This is a genomic window from Silvania sp., assembly GCF_051656365.1.
GTDB lineage: Bacteria > Pseudomonadota > Gammaproteobacteria > Enterobacterales > Enterobacteriaceae > Enterobacter > Enterobacter hatchlandensis.
Window position 1 is genome coordinate 106,139 of record NZ_JBOGBT010000017.1, and the last position, 25,944, is coordinate 132,082.

The following is a 25,944-nucleotide window of genomic DNA, read 5'->3' on the forward strand; positions in this document are numbered from 1 at the left end:
ATCTTTAACGCGTTAAAACTGACCGGTAAAATTTGCGTCAGGGGCAATTCGCGCGCACTTTGAACGCGTCTCGCTAAACAAACCTATTCGACTGGTATCGGGACCGCGAAATCCCTATAATTGCCGCGTTTGACGCTCAGGCGTCGTCCTTCCTTACATCCAGGTTACTCAGGTCGCAAAATTTATGACTGATAAGTCTCATCAGTGCGTCATTATAGGCATCGCCGGCGCATCGGCTTCAGGTAAAAGTCTCATTGCCAGTACGCTTTACCGTGAATTACGTGAACAGGTCGGTGATGAGCACATCGGCGTCATTCCAGAAGACAGCTATTACAAAGATCAAAGCCATCTGTCGATGGAAGAGCGTGTTAAAACCAACTACGACCATCCGAGCGCGATGGATCACAGTCTGCTGTTCCAGCATCTTCAGGCTCTGAAGAACGGCACCGCCATTGAGCTGCCGGTGTATAGCTATGTGGAACACACTCGTCTTCAGGACACCGTCCGCATTGAGCCGAAAAAGGTCATTATCCTTGAAGGGATCCTGCTGCTGACCGACGCTCGCCTGCGCGAATCCATGAATTTCTCGATTTTTGTCGATACCCCGCTGGATATCTGCCTGATGCGCCGCATCAAGCGCGACGTCAACGAGCGCGGCCGCTCAATGGATTCGGTGATGGCCCAGTACCAGAAAACCGTCCGTCCTATGTTCCTGCAGTTTATTGAACCGTCCAAACAGTATGCCGACATTATCGTGCCGCGCGGGGGTAAAAACCGCATCGCCATTGATATTCTGAAAGCGAAAATCAGCCAGTTTTTTGAATAACACGCGCAAATTGTGTACCGTTCAACGATAACCGGGTTCGCCCTTCGGCAGCATTTGCCCGAGGGCGCAGTGCACGAAAGGAGAAAGTGGGATGCGTCTTTGTGACCAAGATATTGAAGCCTGGCTGGACGAAGGCCGTCTGGAAATCACCCCGCGCCCGCCGGTAGAGCGGATTAACGGCGTTACTGTCGATGTGCGTCTGGGGAATAAGTTTCGTACCTTTAGCGGCCATACCGCCCCCTTTATCGACCTGAGCGGGCCGAAGGACGAAGTCAGCGCCGCGCTGGAACGCGTGATGAGCGACGAAATCGTGCTGGCTGACGGCGAAGCATTTTATCTGCATCCGGGTGAGCTGGCGCTGGCCGTGACGTTTGAATCGATAACCCTGCCTGCGGATCTGGTGGGATGGCTCGATGGGCGCTCATCGCTGGCGCGTCTTGGGCTGATGGTCCACGTCACCGCGCACCGTATCGATCCCGGCTGGTCCGGGCGTATCGTGCTGGAGTTTTTCAACGCCGGTAAACTGCCGCTGGCCTTGCGCCCGGGCATGATGATTGGCGCGTTGAGCTTCGAGCCGTTAAGCAACCCGGCGGTACGTCCGTACAACCGCCGCCAGGATGCCAAATATCGCGACCAGCAGGGTGCGGTCGCCAGTCGTATCGATAAAGACTGACCCCGGCCCACAGAGGAAGCCATGAGAAGAGTTCTGACCACGCTGATGATCTTGCTGGTGGTGCTGGTTGCAGGCCTGTCAGCGTTGGTTCTGCTGGTTAACCCCAATGACTTTCGTGCCTACATGGTGCGTCAGGTTGAGGCGCGTAGCGGCTATGCGCTGAAGCTCGACGGACCGCTGCGCTGGCACGTCTGGCCGCAGCTCAGCATACTTTCCGGGCGCATGTCGTTGACCGCGCCGGGTGCTTCTGCGCCGCTGATTGCCGCGGATAATATGCGTCTGGATGTGGCGCTGATCCCGCTGCTGTCGCACCAGTTGCAGGTAAACCAGGTCATGCTGAAAGGGGCGGTTATCCAGCTCACCCCGCAAAGCGAGGCGGTGCGCAACGTCGATGCACCTGTTGCCCCGCGCGAAAACACCTTGCCTGACAAAGCCGAAGATACCGGCTGGTCGTTTGATATTGGCCGCCTTAAAGTGGCGGACAGCGTGCTGGTGTTCCAGCATGAAGACGACGAGCAGGTTACGGTGCGTAATCTCAACCTGCAGATGGAGCAGGATGAACACCACAAGGGCACGGTTGAATTCAGCGCCCGCGTGAACCGCAATCAGCGCGATCTGACCCTCTCTTTCCATGCCGACGTTGATGCCTCTGACTATCCGCATCTGCTGAGCACCAATATCCAGCAGCTCAGCTGGCAGCTGACCGGTGCCGACCTGCCGACCCAGGGCATTACCGGCAAGGGCGATCTGCAGGCGCAGTGGCAGGAAGAGCATAAAAAGCTCGAACTCAATAAACTCAATCTACAGGCCAATGACAGCACCCTGTCCGGTCAGGCCAGCGTGATCCTGAGCAATGAACCGCAATGGAACATTGACCTGCAGTTCGACAAGCTCAATCTGGAAAACCTGCTCCCGGCTCAGGCGGCGGTATCAACGGCCGATCGCGAGGCGACCCAGCAGGGGCAAAAGCAGCCGAAGCAGACGCGGCCGGTGATCTCCTCTAACCTCAACCAGCCGGACTACAACGGTCTGCGTGGCTTTGATGCTGACATTCTGTTGAAGGCGAACAGCGTGCGCTGGCGCGGGATGGACTTCACCCAGGTGAGCAGCCAGATGAGCAACGCTAACGGGCTGCTGACCATCACTGAGCTGAGCGGTAAGATGGGGCAGGGGCATCTGTCGCTACCCGGCACGCTCGACGTGCGTAAAGCCACGGCCCAGGCCGCCTTCCAGCCGCGTCTCGACAATATTGAGATTGGCACCATTCTGAAGGCGTTCGACTATCCGATCTCCCTGACCGGCAGCCTGACGATGGCGGGGGATTTCGCGGGCAATAAGATCGACGCCGAAGCGTTCCGCCGTAGCTGGCAGGGCGATGCGCACATCGATATGCGCAACACCCGCATGGAAGGGCTTAACTTCCAGCAGCTGGTTCAGCAGGCGGTAGAGCGCAGCAGTAACGTCAAAGTGGAGGATAACTTTGACAACGCCACCCGTCTGGACAGTTTTGTTACCGACCTGTCGCTTAACAACGGTCAGCTTGCGCTGGAAAACATGCAAGGCAGCTCGCCGATGCTGACCCTTGAAGGAAAAGGTACGCTGGATCTGGTGAAAGAGACGGCCGACACCCGCTTTAAAATCCGGGTGCTGGAAGGCTGGCTCGGCGAAGGTAAGCTGATCGATTTCCTGAAAGAGACGCCGATCCCGTTGAATGTGTATGGCAACTGGCAGGCGCTGCACTACAGCCTGCAGGTGGATCAACTGCTGCGTAAACATCTGCAGGATGAAGCGAAGCGTCGGCTGGGCGACTGGGCCGAGAAGAACAAAGATTCGAAAAACAGCAAAGACGTGAAGAAGTTGCTGGATAAGTTATAGTCGTGAATCCCCTCACCTCATCGAGGTGAGGGGAAACCTCAAAGCTCGTAATCCCCATCCTCTTCCACACTCAGCGGGATCAGCTGCACTTTCTGCACCCGGTGGTTTTCCACCTCCAGCGTTTTCAGGGCGTATTCCCCCACCTGAACCTCTTCTCCCGGCTGCGGAATGCGCTGCAGATTCTCCATCAGCAGACCGGCAATCGTATGGTATTCGCGTTTCTCGTCCAGCGGCAGCGGCACGTACTGCACCAGGTCCTCCAGCGGCATGTGGCCGTTGGCGGTCCAGCTGCCGTCGGCGTTCTTCTGAATATCATGCCGGGCGTCGAGCTCTTCCACTTCATTAGGCAGATTCCCGGCGATGGTCTCCATCACGTCGCTGAGCGTCACTAACCCTTCCACAGAGCCAAATTCATCCACCACAAAGGCGAAGTGGGTGCGGGCATTACGGAACTGTTCCAGCGCCTGCAGCAGCGGTAGTCCTTCCGGGAAGACCAGCGGTTGACGCACCAGCGCGCGCAGGTTCAGCGCCTCGCCCTGCAGCTGCTGATTGAGCAGATCGATGACGTGCACCACCCCCAGCAGCTCCTCTTCCTGTTCGCCACCGGTCACCACGATGCGGGTGTGCTGGTTCTTCTCCAGCAGCGCGCGAATGCTCATCTCCGGCGCGTTGAGGTCGATATGCTCAATATCATGGCGCGAGGTCATGATGCTACTGACGGAACGCTGATTGAGGTTCAGCACCCGCTCAATCATTCGTCGCTCCTGCGGATCAAAGATCGGGCTGTTATCGTGATCCGCCAGCAGCGAAGAGGATTGCGCATCCAGCTCTGCATCCTCTTTTCGGCCGCTCAGCAGGCGTACCACCGTTTCTGCCGTGCGCTGGCGCAGCGTCTGGTTGGCCCACAGGAAGCGCCGACGGTTGAAGATTGCCAGCTGGTTCAGCGCCTCAATAATCACCGAGAAGCCAATCGCGGCGTACAGATAGCCTTTCGGGATATGGAAGCCAAACCCGTCGGCCACCAGGCTAAAGCCGATCATCAGCAGGAAGCTGAGACAGAGGATGACAATCGTCGGATGGTTATTCACAAAACGCGTCAGCGACTTGCTGGCCATCACCATCAGGATAATGGCGATAATCACGGCGGCCATCATAACCGGCAGTTGGTCGACCATCCCCACGGCGGTGATCACCGAGTCCAGCGAGAAGACCGCATCCAGCACCACGATTTGCGCCACGACTGGCCAGAATTTAGCGCCGCGCCGCTGGGTGGTGTTTTCGCTGTCCTTACCTTCCAGCCTTTCGTTGAGTTCGACCGTGGCTTTGAAAATCAGGAACAGCCCGCCGAAGAGCATGATCAGATCCCGGGCGCTAAAGCCGTGGCCGTACAACGTGAACAGCGGACGGGTGAGCGTTACGAGCCAGGAGATAGAGGCCAGCAGCAACAGGCGCATCACCATTGCCAGCAGCAGGCCGGTGATACGGGCGCGGTCGCGCTGCGCGGGAGGCAGTTTTTCGGCGAGAATGGCGATAAAGACCAGGTTATCGATACCGAGCACAAGTTCCAGCACCACCAGGGTGACCAGACCGGCCCATATTGATGGATCTGCTATCCATTCCATAGTGGGAGTAATACCTCATGTGAAATGACAATTGTCACATTCCGATCATGGATACCAGGGCGAGAAAATGCAATCCCGGTTGGCAATTTCTCTCTGCTGTCGGGTGGAAAATACGGCAATCATTATCCCTGCACTCTGTGTGTTAATAGCGTAAATGTTCTGGAAATAGATAAAATAAGAAATATCGCATGCTGAATTTATCCCTTTAATAATGTCAATATAAAGTAATTCCTAAAAGCGTGGGAATGATACCGTTAATATTAATCTTAAAAGGTCTTTCCTTGCGGATGTTTCCTTGCCTGATATTCGGTTAGCTGCAACAATTCTTCCAGCATCACATACCTCCGTATCTTGCTGCTATTTTCTGTGTCGGTTTAATCGCCTGAAAAACTATATTTGGTTCGGATTTATCCTGCCTGACATATTTTTCCGTTAAGCCATGCCAATGAGGGTGTTTATCCATAACTTACTGTTTATGCAGTGGATTGGTAACTGAAAGCCAAGGGCGGTAGCGTGCCTGAAGGCGTGTTAATCAGCCTCGATTATTCTGTCAATAGCCTGGTGGTGCATTGTGCGCTTTTAGGACTGATGCCAGTTATATTTCTGTTTTATTAACTGCATGCTAAAAGTATTACCGCACCTCGCTTATTTAAATTGTACAGGGTAATTACTCTGCCAAAGTGATAAATAATCAATGATGAAATCCAAACTGAAATTGATGCCATTATTGGTGTCTGTGACCTTGATGAGTGGTTGCACGATCTTACCCGGCAGCAATATGTCGACGATGGGCAAGGATGTGATTAAACAGCAGGATGCTGATTTCGATATTGATCGCATGGTGAATGTTTATCCCCTGACCCCACGACTGGTCGAACAATTACGCCCGCGCCCGAATGTGGCGCAGCCGAACGTCAGCCTCGACCAGGAGATCGCCGCCTACCAGTACCGCGTCGGACCGGGTGACGTGATTAACGTGACCGTCTGGGATCACCCCGAGCTGACCACCCCTGCCGGGCAGTACCGTAGCTCCAGCGATGCCGGTAACTGGGTGCAGCCGGACGGCACCATGTTCTATCCCTACGTGGGTAAAGTGCGCGTCGTCGGCAAAAGCCTCTCCGAAATCCGCAGTGACATTACCGGGCGTCTGGCGCAGTACATCGCCGACCCGCAGGTGGACGTGAATATCGCCGCCTTCCGCTCGCAAAAAGCCTATGTCTCCGGCCAGGTGAATAAATCCGGCCAGCAGGCGATCACTAACGTGCCGCTGACCGTGCTCGACGCCGTCAACGCCGCGGGCGGTCTGACCGATACGGCGGACTGGCGCAACGTGGTGCTGACCCATGAAGGTAAAGAGCAGCGCATTTCGCTGCAGGCGCTGATGCAAAACGGCGATTTGAGCCAGAACCGACTGCTCTATCCGGGCGACATCCTGTTTGTACCGCGCAATGACGATCTGAAAGTGTTCGTGATGGGCGAAGTGAAGAAACAGAGCACCCTCAAGATGGACTTCAGCGGCATGACCCTGACCGAAGCGCTCGGCACCGCAGAAGGGCTGGATATGAATACCTCCAACGCCAGCGGCATCTTCGTGATCCGTCCGCTGAAAGGCGAGGGCAGTGCGAAGGGCAAGATCGCCAACATCTATCAGCTGGATATGTCCGATGCCACTTCGCTGGTGATGGCGACCGAATTCCGCCTCCAGCCGTATGACGTGGTGTATGTCACTACCGCACCGGTTTCTCGCTGGAACCGCCTGATTAACCAGTTGCTGCCAACCATTAATGGCGTCCGCTACATGACGGACACGGCACACGACGTCCACACCTGGTGATCCGCGATGTTTAACAAAATTCTGGTGGTATGCGTGGGGAACATCTGCCGTTCCCCCACGGCCGAACGGCTGCTGAAGCAGTATCAGCCGACGCTGACCGTGGCGTCGGCCGGACTGGGGGCGCTGGTGGGCAAAGGGGCCGATGCCCAGGCCAGCAGCGTGGCGGCAGATAATCAGCTTTCGCTCGACGGGCACTGTGCCCGTCAGGTCTCTGCCCGCTTGTGTCGGGACTATGACCTGATCCTCGCCATGGAAAAACGCCACATTCATGCCCTGTGCGACATCGCACCGGAAATGCGCGGCAAGGTGATGCTGTTTGGTCACTGGGACAATGAGCGCGAGATCCCCGATCCGTATCGCAAAAGCCGTGAAGCGTTTGAGGCGGTTTACACCTTACTCGACCAGTCTGCCCGCCAGTGGGCGCAGGCACTGAACGTTCAGCAGGGATAACAATGACAGCAAACGTAAAACCTTCTGCCGCCCCCTCTACGGGTAGCGATGAAATTGATATTGGCCGCCTGGTCGGGACCGTCGTAGAGGCGCGCTGGTGGGTACTGGGGATTACCGCGGTATTTGCCGCTGCGGCGGTGATTTACACCCTTTTTGCCACCCCGATCTACAGCGCCGATGCGCTGGTACAGATTGAACAGAACAGCGGCAATTCGCTGGTGCAGGACATCGGTTCGGCACTGTCGAACAAGCCGCCCGCCTCACAGGCGGAGATTCAGCTGATCCAGTCTCGTCTGGTGCTGGGTAAAACGGTGGACGAGCTGGATCTGGATATCGGCGTCAGCAAAAACAGCTTCCCGGTGTTTGGTGCAGGCTGGGACCGGCTGATGGGTCGGGCGAACGACACGGTGAAAGTGACCACCTTCACCCTGCCTGCCGGGGCAGGGGGGCAGATCTTTACCCTTGAGGTGACAGGACCTGAACAGTATCAGCTCACCAGCGACGCCGGTTTTAGCGCCAAAGGCGAGGTCGGGAAGATGCTGGAAAAAGACGGCGTCAGCATGATGGTCAGCGCCATCAAGGCCGGGACGGGGAGTGAGTTTACGGTCAGTAAATTCTCGATGCTGGGGATGATCAACAGCCTGCAAGGCAACCTGACGGTCACCGAAAACGGCAAGGACACCGGGGTGCTGAGCATGAACTTCACCGGGGAAGATAAAGACCAGATCCGCGCCATTCTCAACAGCATTACCCGCAACTACCTTGAGCAGAACGTGCAGCGCAAGTCGGAAGAGGCGTCAAAAAGCCTCGCCTTCCTCGCGAAGCAGCTCCCGGAAGTGCGCTCCCGCCTGGATGAGGCAGAGAACAAGCTTAACGCCTATCGCCAGGATAAAGACTCCGTCGACCTGCCGCTGGAAGCCAAGTCGGTGCTGGATTCGATGGTCAACATCGACGCCCAGCTGAACGAGCTGACCTTTAAAGAAGCGGAGATCTCCAAGCTTTATACCAAACGTCACCCGGCGTACCGCACCCTGCTGGAAAAACGACAGACCCTGGAAGAAGAAAAATCGAAGCTCAATGGCCGCGTTACCGCGATGCCAAAAACCCAGCAGGAGATTGTGCGTCTGACCCGTGACGTGGAGTCCGGCCAGCAGGTCTACATGCAGCTGCTGAACAAACAGCAGGAGCTGAAGATCACCGAGGCCAGCACCGTGGGCGACGTGCGTATCGTCGACCCGGCCATCACCCAGCCCGGCGTGCTTAAGCCGAAGAAAGCGTTGATTATTCTTGGCAGCATTATTCTCGGCCTGATGCTCTCTATCGTTGGCGTGCTGCTGCGCTCCCTGTTTAACCGGGGTATTGAAAGCCCGCAGGTGCTGGAGGAGCACGGGATCAACGTTTACGCCAGCATTCCGCTCTCCGAATGGCAGAAGTCGCGGGACAGCGTCAAAACCGTCCACGGTGTGAAGCGTTACAAGCAGAGCCAGCTGCTGGCGGTGGGCAACCCAACGGATCTGGCCATCGAAGCCATCCGCAGTCTGCGTACCAGCCTGCACTTCGCCATGATGCAGGCCAACAACAACGTGCTGATGCTCACCGGGGTTAGTCCGTCAATTGGTAAGACCTTTGTCTGCGCCAATCTGGCAGCGGTGGTCAGCCAGACCAACAAGCGGGTGCTGCTGATCGACTGCGATATGCGTAAGGGCTACACCCACGAACTCCTCGGCACCAACAACGTTAACGGTCTGTCGGACATTCTGCTCGGCAAGGGCGAGATCAGCCAGTGTGCCAAACCGACCTCCATTACCAACTTTGACCTTGTGTCGCGCGGCCAGGTACCGCCGAACCCGTCAGAGCTGCTGATGAGCGAGCGTTTCAGCCAGTTGGTGGAATGGGCGAGCAAACACTACGACCTGGTGCTGATCGATACCCCGCCAATTCTGGCTGTTACCGACGCGGCGATTGTTGGTCGCCATGCCGGTACCACCCTGATGGTGGCGCGCTATGCGGTCAACACCCTGAAAGAGGTCGAGACCAGTCTGAGCCGCTTTGAGCAGAACGGCATCGCGGTGAAAGGGGTGATCCTCAACTCCATCTTCCGTCGCGCCAGCGGGTATCAGGATTACGGGTATTACGAGTACGAATATAAATCGGACAGCAAGTAATGAGCCACTCGGGGAACACCATGACCACACGTCCTTTGATTTCTATTTATATGCCGACATGGAACCGTCAGCAGCTGGCGATCCGCGCAATCAAGTCGGTCTTGCGCCAGGACTATGACCACTGGGAGCTGATTATCGTTGACGACTGCTCCGCCTCGTATGAGCAGCTGCAGCAGTTTGTCGACGGGCTGAACGATTCACGCGTCAAATACACCCATAACCCGATCAACTCCGGGGCCTGTGCGGTGCGCAATCAGGCGATTATGCAGGCCTCGGGCCAGTACCTGACCGGGATTGACGATGATGACGAGTGGACGCCGAACCGGCTGTCGATCTTCCTCGCAAATCAGCACCAGTTGGTGACGCACGCGTTCCTGTATGCCAACGATTATGTCTGCGAGGGCGAAGTCTATTCCCAGCCCGCCAGCCTGCCGCTGTACCCCAAGTCGCCTTACTCCCGCCGCCTGTTCTACAAGCGCAATATTATTGGCAACCAGGTGTTCAGCTGGGCGTGGCGCTTTAAAGAGAGCCTGTTCGATACCGAACTGAAAGCCGCCCAGGATTACGACATTTTCCTGCGGATGGTGATGGAGTACGGCGAGCCGTGGAAAGTGGACGAGGCGACGCAGATTCTGCACATCAACCACGGGGAGATGCAAATCACCTCTTCGCCGAAAAAGTTCTCTGGCTACTTCCATTTTTATCGTAAGCACAAAGACAAGTTCGACCGCGCCAGCCGCAAGTATCAGCTGTTTACGCTGTATCAGATCCGCAACAAGCGGATGAACTGGCGCACCTTGCTGACGCTGCTCTCGGTGCGTAATGGCAAACGTCTGGCTGACGGACTGCGGGGGAAATAATGCTGCTGGAAGATTGTCGCGCCAACAGCTGGAGCCTGCGCCCGTGCTGCATGGTTCTGAGCTACCGCATCGCCCACTTTTGCTCGGTGTGGCGCAAAAAAAATGTGCTCAACAATCTGTGGGCGGCCCCGGTGCTGGTGCTATACCGCATCATCACCGAGTGCATTTTTGGCTACGAAATCCAGGCCGCCGCCACCATCGGACGGCGCTTCACCATTCACCATGGCTATGCCGTGGTGATCAACAAATTTGTGGTCGCCGGGGATGATTTTGTCATCCGTCATGCGGTGACTATCGGCAATCGCGGGGCTGACAGCCTGGCCTGCCCACAGATCGGCAATAACGTCGAGCTGGGCGCTAACGTGGTGATGCTGGGCGATATCACCATCGGCAACAACGTCACGGTGGGCGCAGGTAGCGTGGTGCTCGACAGCGTGCCGGACAACGCGCTGGTGGTGGGGGAGAAGGCCCGCGTGAAGGTGATCAAATGAACATTCTGCAATTTAACGTGCGTCTCGCCGAAGGTGGGGCAGCAGGCGTGGCGCTGGATTTGCACCAGCGCGCCCTGCAGCAGGGGCTGGCATCGCGCTTTGTCTACGGCTACGGCAAGGGCGGCAAAAAAAGCGTCAGCCACGACCAGTATCCTCAGGTGGTGAAACACACTCCGCGTCTGACGTCGGTGGCGAACATTGCCCTGTTTCGCCTGTTTAATCGCGATCTGTTCGGCAACCTTAACAGCCTGTACCGCACCGTCACTCGCACGCCGGGCCCGGTGGTGCTGCACTTTCACGTTCTGCACAGCTACTGGCTGCGGCTTGAAGAGGTGGTGGCGTTTTGCGAAAAGGTGAATGCCCATAAGCCGGATACCACCTTTGTCTGGACCCTGCACGACCACTGGAGCGTAACCGGGCGTTGTGCCTTTACCGACGGCTGCGAAGGCTGGAAAGACCATTGCCAGAAATGCCCGACCCTAAATAACTATCCGCCGGTGAAAGTGGATCGCGCCCATCAGCTGGTGGCCGGTAAACGTCAGCTGTTTCGCGAAATGCTGGCGCTCGGGTGCCAGTTTATCTCCCCCAGCCAGCACGTGGCCGAGGCGTTTAACAGCCTGTACGGGGCAGGGCGCTGTCGGATAATCAATAACGGTATCGACGTGGCGACGGAAGAAATACTGGCGGAACTGACCCCGGTTGCCGTCACCCCGGGCAAACCGAAAATCGCGGTGGTGGCCCACGATCTGCGCTACGACGGCAAAACCAACCAGCAGCTGGTGCGCCAGATAATGGCCCTCGGCGATAAGGTCGAACTGCACACCTTCGGCAAGTTCTCGCCGTTTGAGGGCCCGAACGTGGTCAACCACGGCTTCGAAACCGACAAGCGCAAGCTGATGAGCGCCCTGAACGGGATGGATGCGCTGGTGTTCAGCTCCCGGGTGGATAACTATCCGCTGATCCTCTGCGAAGCGCTGTCGATTGGCGTGCCGGTGATCGCCACCCACAGCGACGCCGCGCGCGAAGTGCTGGAAAAGTCCGGCGGGAAAACCTTCGCGGAAAACGAGGTTCTGCCGCTGGTGCAGCTGGCAAAAGCCGACATCGCCCAGGCGGTATTTGGCACCACGCTTGCGGCCTTCAGCGCCCGCAGCCGCCAGGCCTACAGTGGACAACAGATGCTGGAGGAGTATGTCTCGTTCTATCAGAGTCTGTAGCTATCTGCTGCTGCCGCTCATCTACCTGCTGGTCAACGTCAAAATTGCCCAGCTCGGCGAAAGCTTCCCGATCACCATCGTCACCTTCCTGCCGCTGTTACTGCTGCTGTTCGTCGACAAGATCAGCGTCAAGAAGCTGATGATTGCGCTGGGGCTCGGCGTCGGGCTGACTGCCTTTAACTACATCTTTGGTCAGTCGCTCGATGCCAGCAAGTACGTCACCTCGACGATGCTGTTTGTCTATATCGTGATCATTATTGGCATGGTGTGGAGTATTCGCTTTAAAACCATCTCGCCGCACAATTATCGGAAGATCCTCAGGTTCTTTTATCTGGTGGTCGGAATCATTGTCACCCTGGCGGCACTGGAGATGGCGCAAATTATTCTGACCGGCGGCAGTAGCCTGATGGAAATAATTTCGAAATATCTTATTTACAGTAATAGCTATGTCCTGAACTTTATTAAATTTGGTGGCAAGCGTACTACCGCACTCTATTTTGAACCGGCGTTCTTCGCTCTGGCGTTAATCTCAATTTGGCTCAGTATCAAACAGTTCGGTATCAAAACCCCCAAGACCGATGGTATGATTCTCGCAGGCATTGTGCTGTCAGGTTCGTTCTCCGGGGTTATGACGTTTATTCTGTTTTATCTTCTGGAGTGGGCGTTTCAGTATCTCAATAAAGAGGCCATCAAGAAAAAGTTACCGCTGGCAATAATTTCATTATCCGTATTTTTGGTTGGGATAGTGTTTGCGTTTCCGTATATCTCCGATCGCCTGGGTGATTTAGGTACGGAAGGGTCGTCATCGTACTACCGAATTATTGGTCCATTAGTGATGGTCGGTTATTCCTTGACCCATATTGATGGTGTAGTCAGATTCGGCTCACTTTATGAATATGTTGCATCATTCGGAATCTTTAACGGTGCGGACGTCGGAAAAACAATAGACAATGGCCTGTATCTGCTGATTATTTATTTCTCGTGGTTTGCAGTGTTATTAACCGGATGGTATCTGACGAAAGTATTTAAAATGACCGTCAGCGCGTTTGGTGATAATCAGAATTTTCGCGTGCAGCTTTATCTTTTTACGCCGGTGTCGCTGTTTTTTACCGGGTCAATATTTAGTCCGGAATATGCATTCTTAATCGTATGCCCGTTTATTTTGCGCAAGGCGCTCAATATTACGCATTCATAACGAGGTGGTTTATGTTACTTAGCGTCATTACGGTTGCCTTTCGTAACTACGAAGGAGTGGTCAATACCTGGCGGTCACTGCGCAATCTGGCGCGCGATCCCAGCCTCCGTTTTGAATGGATTGTGGTGGATGGCGGCTCTGATGACGGCACCGCTGAGTTTCTCGAAAAACTGAACGGTGAATTTAACTTACGCTACGTCAGCGAGAAAGACCGCGGCATTTACGATGCGATGAACAAAGGGGTGGCGATGGCGCAGGGGCGCTACGCAATCTTCCTTAATTCCGGGGATATCTTTCATGACGACGTGGCGCAGACGGTCCGCCAGCTCGGCAGAAAGCCGGATAACGCCATGTACATTGGCGACGCGCTGCTCGATTTTGGCGACGGGAATAAAGTCCGCCGGGCCGCAAAACCTGGCTGGTATATTTATCACAGCCTGCCAGCCAGCCATCAGGCGATTTTCTTCCCGGTCAGCGGCTTAAAAGCATGGCCGTACGATCTGCAATATAAAGTGTCTTCGGATTACGCCCTGGCGGCAAGGCTGTATAAAGCCGGATATCCGTTTAAGCGCATTGACGGGCTGGTGTCCGAATTCTCAATGGGTGGGGTGTCAACCTCGAATAATCTTGAATTGTGCCAGGATGCAAAAAAAGTACAGCGTGAAATATTACGCGTGCCGGGCTTTTGGGCGGAATTATCTTATTTATTACGTCTGAGAACGACGGGTAAAACGAAAGCCTTATATAACAAAGTCTGAATATAAGGAAAGGCGATGCAAGAATTAAACGGCTTTGCGGTACCGAAAGGATTTCGCGGGGCAGGTGGAATTAAAGTTCAGATCTGGTGGGCAGTGCAGGCAACGTTATTTGCCTGGTCACCGCAAATAGCCTATCGCTGGCGTGCTTTTTTACTCCGTCTGTTTGGCGCAAAAATAGGAAAAAACGCAGTAATACGACCCTCGGTGAAAATTACCTATCCGTGGAAATTAACCCTTGGCGACAACGCCTGGGTGGGTGACGACGCGGTGCTGTATACGTTGGGAAATATTACGATCGGGGCCAATGCCGTGGTGTCGCAGAAATGCTACCTCTGCACCGGCAGCCACGATTATATGAGTCAACATTTTGATATTAATGCGCAGCCAATCGTGATTGGCGAGAAATGCTGGCTGGCAACGGATGTGTTTGTTGCCCCCGGCGTCGCGATTGGCGATGGCACCGTCATCGGTGCGCGCAGCAGTGTTTTTAAATCGCTACCGGCAAATAAGCTTTGCCGTGGCAATCCCGCAGTGGTGATACGCGAACGCGTTGAAACTGAATAACTTCGATAAGTCTGGAGAAAATAAACATGTCTAAAGTCGCTCTCATCACCGGCGTAACCGGACAGGATGGTTCTTATCTGGCGGAACTCCTGCTGGAAAAAGGCTATGAAGTGCACGGAATCAAACGTCGTGCCTCTTCGTTCAATACCGAGCGCGTGGATCATATCTATCAGGATCCACACGCGGCAAACCCAAAATTTCACCTGCACTATGGCGATCTGACCGACAGCTCTAACCTGACCCGTATTCTGCAGGAAGTGCAGCCGGATGAGGTCTACAACCTGGGCGCCATGAGCCACGTTGCGGTCTCCTTTGAATCGCCGGAATACACCGCCGATGTAGATGCGATGGGTACTCTGCGCCTGCTGGAGGCGATCCGCTTCCTCGGTCTGGAAAAGAAAACCCGTTTCTATCAGGCGTCTACCTCTGAGCTGTACGGCCTGGTGCAGGAAACCCCGCAGAAAGAGACCACGCCTTTCTACCCACGCTCGCCGTATGCGGTCGCTAAACTGTACGCCTACTGGATCACCGTGAACTACCGCGAATCTTACGGTATGTACGCCTGTAACGGCATTCTGTTTAACCACGAATCCCCGCGCCGCGGCGAGACTTTCGTCACCCGTAAAATTACCCGTGCCATCGCTAACATCGCTCAGGGTCTGGAGAAGAAGCTGCACCTCGGCAACATGGACTCCCTGCGCGACTGGGGCCATGCCAAAGACTACGTGAAAATGCAGTGGATGATGCTGCAGCAGGAGACCCCGGACGACTTCGTGATCGCCACCGGCGTGCAGTACTCCGTGCGTCAGTTTGTCGAGATGGCCGCGGCGCAGCTGGGCATCAAACTGCGTTTTGAAGGCACCGGCGTGGATGAAAAAGGCATTGTGGTCTCGGTCACCGGTCACGATGCACCGGGCGTGAAGCCGGGGGATGTGATTATCGAAGTCGACCCGCGCTACTTCCGTCCTGCTGAAGTGGAAACCCTGCTCGGCGATCCGACCAAAGCGCACGAAAAGCTGGGCTGGAAACCGGAGATCACCCTCCAGGAGATGGTGTCCGAGATGGTTGCCAACGATCTTGAAGCAGCCAAGAAGCACTCCCTGCTCAAGTCCCACGGCTACGAGGTTGCCATCGCGCTGGAGTCCTGAGAATGAGCACACAACGTATTTTTGTCGCCGGACATCGCGGGATGGTGGGGTCGGCGATTGTTCGCCAGCTCCAGGCGCGCGGCGACGTCGAGCTGGTGCTGCGCACCCGCGACGAACTGAACCTGCTGGATGCCACCGCGGTACAGGCCTTTTTTGCTGAGCAGCGTATCGATCAGGTGTATCTGGCGGCGGCGAAAGTGGGCGGTATTGTCGCCAACAATACCTACCCGGCGGATTTCATCTACGAGAACATGATGATCGAGAGCAACATTATTCACGCCGCGCATCTGCACAACGTGAATAAGCTGTTGTTCCTCGGATCCTCCTGCATCTACCCGAAGCTGGCAAAACAGCCGATTGCCGAGAGCGAACTGCTGCAGGGCACGCTTGAAGAGACCAACGAGCCGTACGCGATTGCCAAAATCGCCGGGATCAAGCTGTGCGAGTCCTATAACCGCCAGTATGGCCGGGACTATCGCTCGGTGATGCCGACCAACCTGTACGGGCCGTTTGATAACTTCCACCCGAGCAACTCCCATGTGATCCCGGCGCTGCTGCGCCGGTTCCATGAAGCAACCCTCAACAACGCGCCTGACGTGGTGGTGTGGGGCAGCGGGACGCCGATGCGCGAGTTCCTGCACGTGGACGATATGGCAGCCGCCAGCATCCACGTGATGGAGCTGGCCCGCGAGGTGTGGCAGGAGAACACCCAGCCGATGCTGTCGCACATTAACGTCGGCACCGGGGTGGACTGCACCATCCGCGAGCTGGCCCAGACCATCGCCCAGGTGGTGGGATATCGGGGCCGGGTGGTGTTCGATGCCAGCAAACCTGACGGCACACCGCGCAAGCTGCTGGACGTGACCCGTCTGCATCAGCTGGGCTGGTTCCACGAGGTCTCCCTTGAGCAGGGGCTGGCCAGCACCTGGCAGTGGTTCCTCGAAAACCAGCACCGCTACCGGGGGTAGATATGTTTTTAAGTCAGGAAGATTTTGCCACGGTCGTGCGCGCCACGCCGCTTATCTCCATCGATTTGATTGTGGAGAACGAACGCGGTGAGTTCCTGCTCGGGCAACGCACCAACCGTCCGGCGCAGGGCTACTGGTTCGTCCCCGGCGGGCGGGTGCAGAAAGACGAAACCCTGGCGCAGGCGTTTGAACGCCTGACGCTGGCGGAGCTGGGGCTGCGTCTGCCGCAATCGGCGGGCCAGTTTTACGGCGTCTGGCAGCACTTCTATGACGATAACTTCTCCGGGCGCGATTTCTCCACCCACTACGTGGTGCTTGGGTATCGCCTGCGGGTGAATACGGCAGACCTGCGTCTGCCCGATTCCCAGCACGACGATTACCGCTGGCTGACGCCTGACGCGCTGCTTGCCAGTGACCATGTGCATGACAACAGCCGGGCCTATTTCCTGGATAATCCTGGGGTGCCGGGCTTATGAAAATTTTGGTCTACGGCATCAACTACTCGCCGGAACTGACCGGGATAGGTAAGTACACCGGCGAAATGGTCGAGTGGATGGCGAGCCAGGGTCACGAGGTGCGGGTCATTACCGCCCCGCCTTACTACCCGGAGTGGAAAGTGGGCGAGCGCTACTCCAGCTGGCGCTATCGCCGCGAACAGGGGGCCGCCACTGTCTGGCGCTGCCCGCTGTACGTGCCGAAGCAGCCCTCAACGCTGAAACGGCTGATTCATCTGGGCAGCTTTGCCCTGAGCAGCTTTTTCCCGCTGATGGCCCAGCGCCGCTGGAAGCCCGATCGCATTATCGGCGTGGTGCCGACGCTGTTTTGCACCCCAGGCATGCGCCTGCTGGGTAAGCTCTCCGGTGCGCGCACCCTGCTGCACATTCAGGATTATGAAGTGGACGCCATGCTCGGACTGGGGATGGCGGGCAAAGGCAAGGGCGGCAAGGTGGCGAAGCTGGCCAGCGCCTTTGAACGCAGCGGCCTGCAAAACGTCGACTACGTCTCGACCATCTCGCGCTCGATGATGAACAAAGCGCGGGAGAAAGGCGTGGCGGCGGAAAAAGTGATCTTCTTCCCCAACTGGTCCGAAGTGGCGCGTTTTCGTGACGTGACGCCTGCCGATGCGGCTGCCCTTCGCGCGCAGCTGGGACTTGCCGGGGCGCAAAAAATCATTCTGTACTCCGGCAACATCGGCGAGAAGCAGGGGCTGGAAAACGTCATTGAGGCTGCCGCGCAGCTCAGCGATAAGCCCTGGCAGTTTGTGATTGTCGGTCAGGGCGGCGGTAAAGCGCGGCTGGAAAAGCTGGCCCGCGAACGCGGCCTGCACAATATTCAGTTTTTCCCGCTGCAGTCTTACGACGCCTTACCGGCACTGCTGAAGATGGCCGACTGCCATCTGGTCGTGCAAAAGCGCGGCGCGGCGGATGCGGTGCTGCCCTCCAAGCTGACCAACATTCTGGCGGTGGGCGGCAATGCGGTGATCACCGCTGAATCCCACACCGAGCTGGGCCAGCTGTGTACCGACCTGCCGGGGATCGCCGTGTGCGTGGAGCCGGAATCGGTTCCCGCGCTGGTCGCCGGGATTGAACATGCGCTCACCATGCCCGCTGAGAACGCCGTGGCGCGTGAGTACGCCGAACGCACGCTCGAGAAAGAGAACGTGCTGAGCCAGTTTATTGCAGATATACGGGAATAAGTCATGAGTCAAAATACGTTGTACCCGGTAGTGATGGCGGGTGGCTCTGGTAGCCGGTTGTGGCCGCTGTCCCGCGTGCTTTATCCAAAACAGTTCCTCTGCCTGAAAGGGGAACTGACTATGCTGCAGACCACGGTCAGCCGTCTGAACGGCGTGCAGTGCGAAAGCCCGGTGGTGATCTGTAACGAACAGCACCGCTTTATCGTCGCCGAGCAGCTGCGTCAGCTGAACAAGCTGACCGAAAACATCATTCTGGAGCCTGCCGGGCGCAACACCGCCCCGGCCATTGCTCTTGCGGCGCTGGCCGCCCAGCGCAGCAGCCCGGATTGCGATCCGCTGATGCTGGTGCTGGCCGCCGATCACGTTATTCAGCAGGAAGACGCCTTCCGCGACGCGGTGCGGGCGGCGATTCCGTACGCCGAAAGCGGCAAGCTGGTGACCTTTGGCATCGTGCCGGATATGCCGGAAACCGGCTACGGCTACATTCGTCGCGGTGAAGTGACCCCGGGCGAAGGCGACAGCGTGGCCTTTGACGTGGCGCAGTTTGTCGAAAAACCGAATCTTGAAACCGCGCAGGCCTATGTCGGCAGCGGGGAGTATTACTGGAACAGCGGTATGTTCCTGTTCCGCGCCGGGCGCTACCTGGAAGAGCTGCAAAAGTATCGTCCGGACATTCTGACCGCCTGCGAAAAAGCGATGGCGACCGTCGATCCGGATCTGGATTTTATCCGCGTTGACGAACAAGCCTTCCTCGCCTGCCCGGAAGAGTCGGTGGATTATGCCGTGATGGAGCGCACCGCCGATGCGGTGGTGGTGCCGATGGACGCGGGCTGGAGCGACGTTGGCTCCTGGTCTTCCCTGTGGGAAATCAGCGCCCAGACGCCGGAAGGCAACGTCCATCACGGGGATGTGATCAGCCATAAAACCGAAAACAGCTACGTGTATGCCGAGTCCGGGCTGGTGACCACCGTTGGCGTAAAGGATCTGGTGGTCGTTCAGACCAAAGACGCGGTGCTGATCGCCGATCGCAACGCGGTGCAGGACGTCAAAAAAGTCGTTGAGCAGATTAAGGCCGATGGCCGCCATGAGCACCACATTCACCGGGAAGTTTACCGTCCGTGGGGCAAATACGACTCCATCGACGAAGGCGAACGCTACCAGGTCAAGCGCATTACCGTGAAGCCGGGTGAGGGGCTGTCGGTGCAGATGCACCATCATCGGGCCGAACACTGGGTGGTGGTGGCGGGTACCGCCAAAGTCACCATCGACGAGGTGGTGTCGCTGCTCGGTGAAAACGAATCGATTTACATTCCGCTGGGGGCCACCCACTGTCTGGAAAACCCGGGGAAAATTCCCCTCGATCTGATTGAAGTGCGCTCCGGCTCGTATCTGGAAGAGGACGACATCGTCCGCTTCGAAGACCGCTACGGGCGCGTGTAGCGCTAACCAGTAGATTTCGAATTAATTAAAAATATCTCCTCAAGGGAGAGGGCTGACTGTTGCCTGAAAAAGGGGTAATGATGCAAAAATTAACCTGTTTTAAAGCCTACGATATTCGCGGCAAGCTGGGCGAAGAGCTGAATGAAGATATCGCGTGGCGCATTGGCCGCGCCTACGGCGAATATTTAAAACCGAAAACCATCGTGCTGGGCGGCGACGTGCGCCTGACAAGTGAAGCATTAAAACTGGCGCTGGCGAAAGGGCTGCAGGATGCGGGCGTTGACGTGCTGGATATCGGTCTTTCCGGCACCGAAGAGATCTATTTTGCCACTTTCCACCTTGGGGTCGACGGCGGTATTGAAGTGACCGCCAGCCATAACCCGATGGACTACAACGGCATGAAGCTGGTGCGCGAAGGCGCGCGGCCGATCAGCGGCGACACCGGCCTGCGCGACGTCCAGCGGCTGGCGGAAGCTAACGATTTCCCGCCGGTTAACGGGGCGAATCGCGGCAGCTATCAGCAGATTAACCTGCAGCAGGCGTATATCGATCACCTGCTGGGCTACATCAATCCGGCCAACCTTACGCCGCTGAAGCTGGTGATTAACTCCGGCAACGGCGCGGCAGGCCCGGTGGTGGATGCGCTGGAGGCCCGCTTTAAGGCGCTCAATGTGCCGGTCACCTTTATCAAGGTGCACAACACCCCCGATGGCACGTTCCCGAACGGAATTCCGAACCCGCTGCTACCGGAGTGTCGCGCTGATACCCGCAATGCGGTGATCGAACACGGGGCCGATATGGGGATTGCCTTCGACGGCGATTTTGACCGCTGCTTCCTGTTCGACGAGAAAGGGCAGTTTATCGAGGGCTACTACATTGTCGGCCTGCTGGCAGAAGCCTTCCTCGAAAAACACCCTGGGGCGAAGATCATCCACGACCCGCGTCTGGCCTGGAATACGGTGGACGTGGTGGCTGCGGCAGGCGGTACCCCGGTGATGTCGAAAACCGGGCATGCGTTTATCAAAGAGCGGATGCGTGCCGAAGATGCCATCTACGGTGGCGAGATGAGCGCTCATCACTATTTCCGTGATTTTGCCTACTGCGACAGCGGGATGATCCCGTGGCTGCTGGTCACCGAACTGCTGTGCCTGAAGGGGCAGACGCTGGGTGAACTGGTGCGCGACCGGATGGCGGCCTTCCCGGCGAGCGGGGAGATCAACAGCACTCTGGCAGCCCCGGCCGAGGCAATTGCCCGCGTCGAGCACCACTTTGCCCTGCATGCGCTGGAAATCGACCGCACCGACGGCATTAGCATGGCGTTCCCCCAGTGGCGCTTCAATCTGCGCTCTTCCAACACCGAGCCTGTGGTGCGCCTGAACGTGGAATCCCGCGCTGATACCGCGCTGATGCAGGCGCGAACGCAGGACATTATGGCGCTGTTGAATCAGTAATCTTTTCCCCTCTCCCGACGGGGGAGGGAATTCTGAAACAGGAACAACGATGACAAATCTAAAAAAGCGCGAGCGAGCCAAAACGAATGCATCGTTAATCTCTATGGTGCAGCGTTTTTCTGATATCACCATCATGTTCGGCGGATTGTGGATGGTGTGTAAACTCAGCGGGCTGCCTTTTCTCTACATGCATCTGCTGATGGCGCTGATCGCGCTGGTGGTCTTCCAGATGATCGGCGGCATGACCGACTTCTACCGTTCGTGGCGCGGCGTCAAAATCGCCACCGAGCTGCAGCTGCTGCTGCAGAACTGGACCTTAAGCCTGGTGTTTAGCTTCGGTCTGGTGGCCTTCAACAATGACTTTGATAACCGCTTTGCCACCTATTTTGCCTGGTATCTGCTGACCAGCGTCGGGATGGTGGTCTGTCGATCGCTTATCCGCTACGGTGCCGGCTGGCTGCGCAACCGCGGCTACAACACCCGCCGGGTGGCGGTGGCCGGGAGTTTGCCGGTTGGGATGACGTTACTTGACAGCTTTCGCAAAGAGCCGTGGCTGGGGTTTGACGTAGTGGGGGTTTATCATGATGCACAGCCGGGCGGTGTCTCTGCTGACTGGGCGGGTAACTATTCGCAGCTGGTAGACGATGCCAAAGCCGGGAAGATCCACAACGTTTATATCGCCATGCCGATGAGTGATGAAGCCCGCATCAAAACTCTGATGCGCAAGCTGGCGGACACCACCTGCTCGGTGATCCTCATTCCCGATGTCTTCACTTTTAATATCCTGCACTCGCGTATCGAAGAGGTGAATGGCGTTCCGGTGGTGCCGCTGTACGACACACCGCTCTCCGGCATCAACCGGGTGCTGAAACGCGTGGAAGACATCATTCTCTCGTCCCTGATCCTGATGCTGATTTCGCCGGTGCTGTGCACCATTGCGCTGGCGGTGAAGCTCACCTCTAAAGGGCCGGTGATCTTCCGCCAGACCCGCTACGGCATGGACGGTAAGCCGATCATGGTATGGAAATTCCGCTCCATGAAGGTGATGGAAAACGACCAGGTGGTCACCCAGGCGACGCAGAACGATCCCCGCGTCACCCGCGTGGGTAACTTCCTGCGCCGCACCTCTCTCGACGAACTGCCGCAGTTTATCAACGTCTTGACCGGGGGAATGTCGATTGTCGGCCCGCGTCCGCACGCGGTGGCGCACAACGAGCAGTATCGTGCCCTGATTGAAGGCTACATGCTGCGCCATAAAGTGAAGCCAGGCATTACCGGCTGGGCGCAGATCAACGGCTGGCGCGGCGAGACCGACACCCTGGAAAAAATGGAAAAACGCGTTGAGTTCGATCTGGAGTACATCCGTGAGTGGAGCGTCTGGTTCGATATCAAAATCGTTTTTCTGACCGTCTTTAAGGGCTTTGTAAACAAAGCGGCGTACTAACATGAGCTTACGTGAAAAAACCCTCAGCGGTGCCAAGTGGTCGGCAATTGCTACGGTGATCATCATCGGCCTTGGGCTGGCGCAGATGACGGTGCTGGCGCGGATTATCGATAGCCACCAGTTTGGTCTGCTGACCGTCTCGCTGGTGATTATCGCCCTCGCCGATACCCTGTCGGACTTTGGCATCGCCAACTCTATTATTCAGCGCAAAGAAATCAGCCAGCTGGAACTGACCACCCTTTACTGGCTGAACGTCGGCCTTGGAGTGGTGGTGTGTGTGGCGCTGTATCTGCTGAGCGACGCGATTGCCGACGCGCTGAATAACCCGGAGCTGGCGCCGCTGATGCGGGCCCTGTCATTTGCCTTTATCCTGATCCCCCACGGACAACAGTTCCGCGCCCTGATGCAGAAGGAGCTGGAGTTCAGCAAAATCGGCATGATTGAAACCACCTCGGTGCTGGCCGGATTTACCTTCACCGTGGTGAGCGCCCATTTCTGGCCGCTGGCGATGACGGCGATCCTCGGGTATCTGGTCAACAGTGCGGTGCGTACCCTGCTGTTTGGCTATTTTGGCCGCAAGATTTACCGTCCGGGGTTTCACTTCTCGCTGGCGTCGGTGGCCTCTAACCTGCGCTTTGGCGCGTGGCTGACCGCTGATAGCATCATCAACTATGTGAATACCAACCTTTCGACGCTGGTGCTGGCGCGTATGCTCGGCGCCAGCGTGGCCGGCGGCTTTAACCTTGCCTGGAACGTGGCGGTGGTGCCGCCGATGAAGCTCAACCCGATCATCACCCGGGTGCTGTTTCCGGCGTTCGCCAAAATTCAGGACGACACCGAGAAGCTGCGGGTGAACTTCTACAAGCTGCTGTCGGTGGTGGGAATTATCAACTTCCCGACACTGCTGGGGCTGATGGTGGTCTCCGGCAACCTGGTGCCGCTGGTGTTTGGTGAGAAGTGGGTAAGCATTGTTCCGGTTCTGCAGTTGCTGTGCGTGGTGGGCCTGCTGCGTTCAGTCGGCAACCCAATTGGATCGCTGCTGATGGCAAAGGCCCGCGTCGATATCAGCTTCAAATTCAACGTCTTTAAAACCTTTCTGTTTATTCCGGCGATCGTCATCGGCGCCCTGATGGCGGGCGCGATGGGGGTGACGCTGGGCTTCCTGCTGGTGCAAATCATCAACACCGTCTTGAGCTACTTCGTGATGATTAAACCGGTGCTGGGTTCCAGCTACCGCCAGTACATTCTGAGCCTGTGGCTGCCGTTTTATCTCTCTATACCCACGCTTGCGCTGAGCTATGCCCTGGGCGTGGTGCTGAGCGGCCATCTGCCGCTGGCATTGCTGCTCGGCGTTCAGGTGGCGGCCGGGGTGTTGGCCTTTGCGGTGATGATCGTGCTGTCACGCAATGGGCTGGTGGTGGAGATGAAGCGCCAGTTTTGTCGCGGCGAGAAGATGAAAACACTGCTTCGCGCAGGCTAATTTTAAGAGGTCATGATGAAATTATTGATTCTGGGCAACCATACCTGCGGCAACCGCGGTGACAGCGCGATCCTGCGCGGCTTACTGGATGCTATTCACACCCTTGCGCCTGAAACCGACGTTGATGTGATGAGCCGCTACCCGGTCAGCTCCTCCTGGCTGCTGAACCGTCCGGTAATGGGCGATCCGCTGTACAGCCAGATGAAACAGCACAACAGCGCTGCGGGCGTAGTGGGGCGGGTGAAAAAAGTGCTGCGTCGCCGCTATCAGCATCAGGTGCTGCTCTCAAGAGTGACCGACACCGGCAAGCTGCGCAATATCGCCATCGCCCAGGGCTTTACCGATTTTGTCCGTTTGCTCTCCGGCTACGATGCCATTATCCAGGTGGGCGGGTCGTTCTTTGTCGATCTGTACGGTGTGCCGCAGTTCGAGCATGCCCTCTGCACCTTTATGGCGAAAAAACCGCTGTTTATGGTCGGGCACAGCGTCGGGCCGTTCCAGGATCCGCAGTTCAACCAGCTGGCGAACCACGTGTTTGGCCACTGCGATGCGCTGATCCTGCGCGAATCGGTGAGCCTGAACCTGATGCAGCGCAGCGAAATTGACACCCGTAAAGTGGAGCAGGGGGTCGATACCGCCTGGCTGGTTGATCATCAGGACGCCAGTTTTACCCCAAGCTATGCGGTACAGCACTGGCTGAGCGTGGCGAAGCAGCAGAAGACCGTCGCCATCACCCTGCGCGAGCTGGCACCCTTTGATAAGCGACTGGGCACCACTCAGGCTGCGTATGAGAAAGCCTTTGCCGAGGTGGTCAACCGGGTGCTGGCGAGCGGTTATCAGGTGCTGGCGCTTTCAACCTGTACCGGGATCGACAGCTACAACAAGGATGACCGGATGGTGGCGCTGAACCTGCGTGAACACGTCAGCGATCCGTCGCGCTACCACGTGGTGATGGATGAACTGAACGATCTGGAGATGGGCAAACTGTTAGGTGCCTGCGAACTGACGGTGGGCACGCGCCTGCATTCGGCGATTATCTCCATGAACTTTGGCACCCCCGCGATCGCCATTAACTACGAACACAAATCTGCCGGGATTATGCAGCAGTTAGGCATGCCGGAGATGGCGGTGGATATCCGTCATCTGCTGGATGGCTCGCTGAGCGCGACGGTGGCCGATACACTGGGGCAACTGCCTGCCATTAACGAACGCCTGGCGGTGGCGGTTAACGCCGAGCGTGAGAACGGTATCCGGATGGTGAAATCGGTGCTGGACAGGGTCGGGGGGGATAAATGAAGGTTGGTTTCTTCTTACTGAAATTTCCGCTTTCGTCCGAAACCTTTGTCCTGAACCAGATCACCGCGTTTATAGATATGGGTTATGACGTGGAGATTATCGCCCTGCAAAAGGGCGATACCCGGAATACGCATGCCGCCTGGACGCAGTACGATCTGGCCAGCAAAACCCGCTGGCTGCAGGATGAGCCCCAGGGCAAGCTTGCGAAACTGCGTTATCGCGCCCGCCAGACTCTGCGCGGGCTGCATCGCCCGGGGACCTGGCGGGCGCTGAATGTTGCCCGCTATGGCGCCGAGTCGCGCAACCTGATCCTCTCCTCTATTTGCGGCCAGACCGCGCAGACCTGGCGGGCGGACGTGTTTATCGCCCACTTTGGTCCGGCAGGCGTGACGGCAGCCAAGCTGCGCGAGCTGGGCGTTATCGACGGCAAAATCGCCACGGTATTTCATGGGATCGATATCTCGAGCCGCGAGGTGCTAGATCATTACACCCCT

22 protein-coding genes and 1 pseudogene are annotated in these 25,944 nt (G+C 56.9%); 22 read left to right on the forward strand and 1 reads right to left on the reverse strand.

The genetic code is table 11. From position 1 onward, the window contains the following. Window positions 1-184 precede the first annotated feature (184 nt). From udk to asmA, 3 genes are all read left to right on the forward strand, one after another. Window positions 185-826, forward strand: a complete 642-nt coding sequence (udk, locus tag ACRDD5_RS03245) for a uridine kinase (protein WP_271282194.1) — start codon at window positions 185-187, stop codon at window positions 824-826. Window positions 827-917: 91 nt separating this feature from the next. Next, window positions 918-1,499: a dCTP deaminase gene (gene dcd, locus ACRDD5_RS03250; RefSeq protein ID WP_271282195.1), complete on the forward strand. Its 582-nt coding sequence runs from the start codon at window positions 918-920 to the stop codon at window positions 1,497-1,499. A 21-nt stretch (window positions 1,500-1,520) separates the two neighbouring features. After that, a complete protein-coding gene (gene asmA, locus ACRDD5_RS03255; RefSeq protein ID WP_438675910.1) occupies window positions 1,521-3,374 on the forward strand; it encodes an outer membrane assembly protein AsmA in 1,854 nt (617 codons plus the stop codon). Window positions 3,375-3,412: 38 nt separating this feature from the next. Here asmA and ACRDD5_RS03260 read toward each other — a convergent pair whose 3' ends face one another. Beyond that, window positions 3,413-4,996, reverse strand: coding sequence for a TerC family protein (locus ACRDD5_RS03260; protein WP_438675911.1), 1,584 nt, complete (start codon window positions 4,994-4,996; stop codon window positions 3,413-3,415). Between the two features lie 694 nt (window positions 4,997-5,690). Between ACRDD5_RS03260 and ACRDD5_RS03265 the strand changes: the two genes are divergently transcribed. The 19 genes and pseudogenes from ACRDD5_RS03265 to ACRDD5_RS03355 all read left to right on the forward strand — a co-directional run. Continuing rightward, the gene (locus tag ACRDD5_RS03265) at window positions 5,691-6,830 is read left to right on the forward strand and encodes a polysaccharide export protein (protein WP_271282198.1); all 1,140 of its coding nucleotides are present in this window, start codon (window positions 5,691-5,693) and stop codon (window positions 6,828-6,830) included. Between the two features lie 6 nt (window positions 6,831-6,836). Continuing rightward, window positions 6,837-7,280: a low molecular weight protein-tyrosine-phosphatase Wzb gene (gene wzb / locus ACRDD5_RS03270; RefSeq protein WP_271282199.1), complete on the forward strand. Its 444-nt coding sequence runs from the start codon at window positions 6,837-6,839 to the stop codon at window positions 7,278-7,280. 2 nt (window positions 7,281-7,282) lie between these two features. Next, the gene (gene wzc, locus ACRDD5_RS03275) at window positions 7,283-9,445 is read left to right on the forward strand and encodes a tyrosine-protein kinase Wzc (protein ID WP_271282200.1); all 2,163 of its coding nucleotides are present in this window, start codon (window positions 7,283-7,285) and stop codon (window positions 9,443-9,445) included. A 20-nt stretch (window positions 9,446-9,465) separates the two neighbouring features. Further along, window positions 9,466-10,305 (forward strand): colanic acid biosynthesis glycosyltransferase WcaA, encoded by an 840-nt coding sequence (gene wcaA, locus ACRDD5_RS03280; RefSeq protein WP_271282201.1) that lies wholly within the window; start codon window positions 9,466-9,468, stop codon window positions 10,303-10,305. Between the two features lie 2 nt (window positions 10,306-10,307). Then, window positions 10,308-10,796: a colanic acid biosynthesis acetyltransferase WcaB gene (wcaB, locus tag ACRDD5_RS03285; protein WP_438675919.1), complete on the forward strand. Its 489-nt coding sequence runs from the start codon at window positions 10,308-10,310 to the stop codon at window positions 10,794-10,796. Next, window positions 10,793-12,010 carry a colanic acid biosynthesis glycosyltransferase WcaC gene (wcaC, locus tag ACRDD5_RS03290; protein WP_438675912.1) on the forward strand — a complete coding sequence of 406 codons (1,218 nt, stop codon included), beginning with the start codon at window positions 10,793-10,795 and terminating at the stop codon, window positions 12,008-12,010. Before wcaB ends, wcaC begins: the two co-directional genes overlap by 4 nt. Further along, window positions 11,985-13,205 carry a colanic acid polymerase WcaD gene (gene wcaD, locus ACRDD5_RS03295; RefSeq protein ID WP_438675913.1) on the forward strand — a complete coding sequence of 407 codons (1,221 nt, stop codon included), beginning with the start codon at window positions 11,985-11,987 and terminating at the stop codon, window positions 13,203-13,205. The genes wcaC and wcaD overlap by 26 nt, the downstream gene beginning before the upstream one ends. Window positions 13,206-13,216: 11 nt before the next feature. Next, window positions 13,217-13,963, forward strand: coding sequence for a colanic acid biosynthesis glycosyltransferase WcaE (gene wcaE / locus ACRDD5_RS03300; RefSeq protein ID WP_271282204.1), 747 nt, complete (start codon window positions 13,217-13,219; stop codon window positions 13,961-13,963). 15 nt (window positions 13,964-13,978) lie between these two features. After that, window positions 13,979-14,527, forward strand: coding sequence for a colanic acid biosynthesis acetyltransferase WcaF (gene wcaF / locus ACRDD5_RS03305; protein WP_271282205.1), 549 nt, complete (start codon window positions 13,979-13,981; stop codon window positions 14,525-14,527). A gap of 26 nt (window positions 14,528-14,553) precedes the next feature. Next, window positions 14,554-15,675 carry a GDP-mannose 4,6-dehydratase gene (gmd, locus tag ACRDD5_RS03310; protein WP_271282206.1) on the forward strand — a complete coding sequence of 374 codons (1,122 nt, stop codon included), beginning with the start codon at window positions 14,554-14,556 and terminating at the stop codon, window positions 15,673-15,675. Window positions 15,676-15,677: 2 nt separating this feature from the next. Beyond that, window positions 15,678-16,643 (forward strand): GDP-L-fucose synthase, encoded by a 966-nt coding sequence (fcl, locus tag ACRDD5_RS03315; protein ID WP_271282207.1) that lies wholly within the window; start codon window positions 15,678-15,680, stop codon window positions 16,641-16,643. A 2-nt stretch (window positions 16,644-16,645) separates the two neighbouring features. Next, window positions 16,646-17,119, forward strand: coding sequence for a GDP-mannose mannosyl hydrolase (locus ACRDD5_RS03320; protein WP_438675914.1), 474 nt, complete (start codon window positions 16,646-16,648; stop codon window positions 17,117-17,119). Continuing rightward, window positions 17,116-18,339 (forward strand): colanic acid biosynthesis fucosyltransferase WcaI, encoded by a 1,224-nt coding sequence (gene wcaI / locus ACRDD5_RS03325; RefSeq protein ID WP_438675915.1) that lies wholly within the window; start codon window positions 17,116-17,118, stop codon window positions 18,337-18,339. Before ACRDD5_RS03320 ends, wcaI begins: the two co-directional genes overlap by 4 nt. 3 nt (window positions 18,340-18,342) lie before the next feature. Next, window positions 18,343-19,779, forward strand: coding sequence for a mannose-1-phosphate guanyltransferase (gene cpsB, locus ACRDD5_RS03330; protein ID WP_438675916.1), 1,437 nt, complete (start codon window positions 18,343-18,345; stop codon window positions 19,777-19,779). Between the two features lie 80 nt (window positions 19,780-19,859). Next, the gene (cpsG, locus tag ACRDD5_RS03335; protein ID WP_438675917.1) at window positions 19,860-21,230 is read left to right on the forward strand and encodes a colanic acid biosynthesis phosphomannomutase CpsG; all 1,371 of its coding nucleotides are present in this window, start codon (window positions 19,860-19,862) and stop codon (window positions 21,228-21,230) included. Window positions 21,231-21,279: 49 nt separating this feature from the next. After that, window positions 21,280-22,674, forward strand: a complete 1,395-nt coding sequence (wcaJ, locus tag ACRDD5_RS03340) for an undecaprenyl-phosphate glucose phosphotransferase (protein WP_271282212.1) — start codon at window positions 21,280-21,282, stop codon at window positions 22,672-22,674. A gap of 1 nt (window position 22,675) precedes the next feature. After that, window positions 22,676-24,154, forward strand: coding sequence for a colanic acid undecaprenyl disphosphate flippase WzxC (gene wzxC / locus ACRDD5_RS03345; protein WP_438675918.1), 1,479 nt, complete (start codon window positions 22,676-22,678; stop codon window positions 24,152-24,154). A 15-nt stretch (window positions 24,155-24,169) separates the two neighbouring features. Next, complete coding sequence (gene wcaK, locus ACRDD5_RS03350; protein WP_271282214.1) at window positions 24,170-25,450, forward strand: colanic acid biosynthesis pyruvyl transferase WcaK; 1,281 nt, start codon at window positions 24,170-24,172, stop codon at window positions 25,448-25,450. Then, window positions 25,447-25,944 (forward strand): annotated as a pseudogene (locus ACRDD5_RS03355) (colanic acid biosynthesis glycosyltransferase WcaL); the annotation flags it as partial. The gene wcaK and the pseudogene ACRDD5_RS03355, both read left to right, overlap by 4 nt.